The organism is Candidatus Cloacimonadota bacterium, from assembly GCA_011372345.1.
GTDB lineage: Bacteria > Cloacimonadota > Cloacimonadia > Cloacimonadales > TCS61 > DRTC01.
The window spans coordinates 1-2,645 of the sequence record DRTC01000657.1 but is presented as its reverse complement, the minus strand read 5'-3'; the positions used below and the strand labels follow the sequence as shown (position 1 = coordinate 2,645).

Sequence of the window (2,645 nt, the reverse complement as noted above, 5' to 3'; positions counted from 1 at the left end):
TTTTATATCTGATCCGTAATTGAATTCTCTGCTTTTAAGATTTAGTAAAAAATCTAAATTATATCGGAATTGAGATGCTTGACTAATGGGGTATAATTCTCCATCATAGATGATAATATCCTCAACTATAAAATTATTTTTTTTAAATCTGACTATTTTTTTTCATTTATCTATTTTCATATCAAAAAGTTAGAAATATCCTTTTGAGTTTTTTTATTTTTGGCACAAAATATGCCAATTAACCAATATATGAAAAGAGAAAAAGAAGTTATTATCATTATTGATGATCAGGTTTCAATTTGTGATTCCTGCAGTCAGGTCTTTCGCAAAGATGGTTTCCAGGTCGATACAGCCACAGATGGAATTTCCGGTTTGGAAAAAGTCATTAAACAGAGACCGGATCTGGTATTCGTTGATCTGAAAATGCCGGGAATCAGCGGCATGGAAGTTCTGGAAGAAATTGCTAATTTTGATCCAACTATTGTAACAGTAGTCATAACCGGTTACGCAACTATAGATTTTGCTGTGGAAGCTGTGAAAAAAGGAGCATTCGATTTTATTCCCAAACCATTCATTCCGGATCAACTCCGAGTAACAACAAAAAGAGCTCTTGAAAGAAGAAGGCTGCTTCTGGAAACGATGAGTTTACGTCGGGAAAAAGAAAGGATGAAGGAAAATTTCATCAGCATGGTTTCTCATCAATTGCGAACTCCACTCGTTGCAGTTCAAGGTTACTTTGAAGTAATTCTGGCAGGAATTGCGGGTGATGTTTCTGCAGAGCAGAAAAAAATGTTAGAGCGTTCAAAGATCAGGATCGATGAATTGATCAAACTGATCAAAGAATGGTTGAGTTTTGCCAGGATAGATGCTAACAGTCTTGTCAGTGAATTGGAACCTGTAGATTTAATCCCTTTAATAAAAGAATGTTTGGAAGATATTCAATTAGTTGCAGAGCAGAAACAAATTAAAGTCCAATTACTCGGAAGTGATGCATCTGCTCATGTTCTGGGAAATAAAGCAGCTCTAAAACAGGTTTTTATAAATCTCTTGGAAAATGGCATTAAATATAATAAAGTCGAAGGTAGCATCCGGGTCTCGATAAAAACTGAAAATAATTTCGTTAATATTGAGATCAGCGATACCGGAGTAGGAATTTCCAAAAAAGACCTGCCTTTTATCTTTGAACAATTTTACCAGATAAACAAAACCGAAGGTTCGGGATTAGGTCTGGCGATCGTGAAAAGAATAATCGATTCTCATTCTGGTTCGATCAAAGTTACAAGTGAACCCGGAGAAGGGACTGATTTTCAGATAAAATTACCACAATATCATGATGACAAAAAATAAAAAATAACTCAACCCCCTAACCCCCTTCTCTTGAGAAAAGAAGGGGGAATTAAAATAAAAAAATGAATTTTTTATTTTGTCATCCCTCTCTTTTTAAGAGAGGGACCGAGGGTGAGTTAAAAAGGAGTAAAAAATGAACGAAAAAGAAATGAAAGGAAAAGTATTACTGATCGATGATGATCCGGATTTTCGAGAATCCACGGGTAAGATCCTGCAATTTAGAGGTTATGATGTGATCACGGCTGGTGATGCTCATGAAGCCAGGATAACCTTGAAAAAGGAAAAGCCCGATCTTATCATCCTGGATATAATGCTGCCGGACATCGATGGTTTTACCTTTTGCAGCGAGATCAAAGACAGCACGGATTTTTTCCAGATCCCGATCCTGATCTTAACTTCTGTGAATAAAAACACGGTTGAAAAGAAATATGCTGAAAAGATCGCCTTGCATCATAAAGCCGACGAATTCGCAGAAAAACCGATCGAACCGAAAGAGTTGATCGCCAGGGTGTATGGATTGATCACGCGCAGCCGGATATTTGCAAATGATTCGTCTGATAAGAAGAAAATACTATTTATCGATAATGATCACGATTTTATGCGTTCGGTAAGAAAAGTTTTAGAGAACAAAGAGTATGAAATTCAAACCACAGATTCAGGGAAAACCGGAATGATGATGGTTAAGACCTTGTCTCCGCAGATTGTCATTATCGATCCGGTGCTGTCGGACATAGATGGTTTCACTGTCTGCCGGGAATTGAAATCCAATAAAAAGACATTCAATATTCCCATTCTGATGGTCAGTGCTTTTAATAGTCAACTGGAAGAGCCTGATTTTGCGATCACGATTGCCAAAAATCATAAAGTCGATGAATTCATACCTAAACCGATCAAAGCAGAAGCACTTTTGGAAAAAATCCGACAGTATGTCTGAATTTGTTGATTTGGTGATTTGTTTTTGCTCAATTATCTTTGCGAAAGTTATTTTCCAAGAATTTCTCTGTATGAACTTTCGCAAAGTTTTATTGATAAAAGATGAGAATGGAAACACGACTTTCTCCTTCTCCTTTCAGGTTGTCCATTACGCACAAATATGGTGTTTGTAAGAAAAGCCCACAACTTCAGTTGTGGGTAAAAAGAAAACCAATATTATTAACCGTTTCAACGGTTTCAAAACCATTAAAATGGTTATAATGTTGTGTATTTGAATTTTCTTATTATTAGAGCATCTTCTGACCCATGTATAATGAACAACCTTATAGGAGTGGATTGGGAAGAAGTAAAAATGAATAACCAAA

The 2,645-nt window shown here is 36.1% G+C and carries 2 protein-coding genes; both read left to right on the top strand.

Annotation, left to right across the window (positions count from 1 at the left end):
- Positions 1-231: 231 nt before the first annotated feature.
- A complete protein-coding gene (locus ENL20_12645) occupies positions 232-1,347 on the top strand; it encodes a hybrid sensor histidine kinase/response regulator (protein ID HHE39398.1) in 1,116 nt (371 codons plus the stop codon).
- 133 nt (positions 1,348-1,480) lie between these two features.
- Positions 1,481-2,281 carry a response regulator transcription factor gene (locus ENL20_12640; protein ID HHE39397.1) on the top strand — a complete coding sequence of 267 codons (801 nt, stop codon included), beginning with the start codon at positions 1,481-1,483 and terminating at the stop codon, positions 2,279-2,281.
- Positions 2,282-2,645 lie beyond the last annotated feature (364 nt).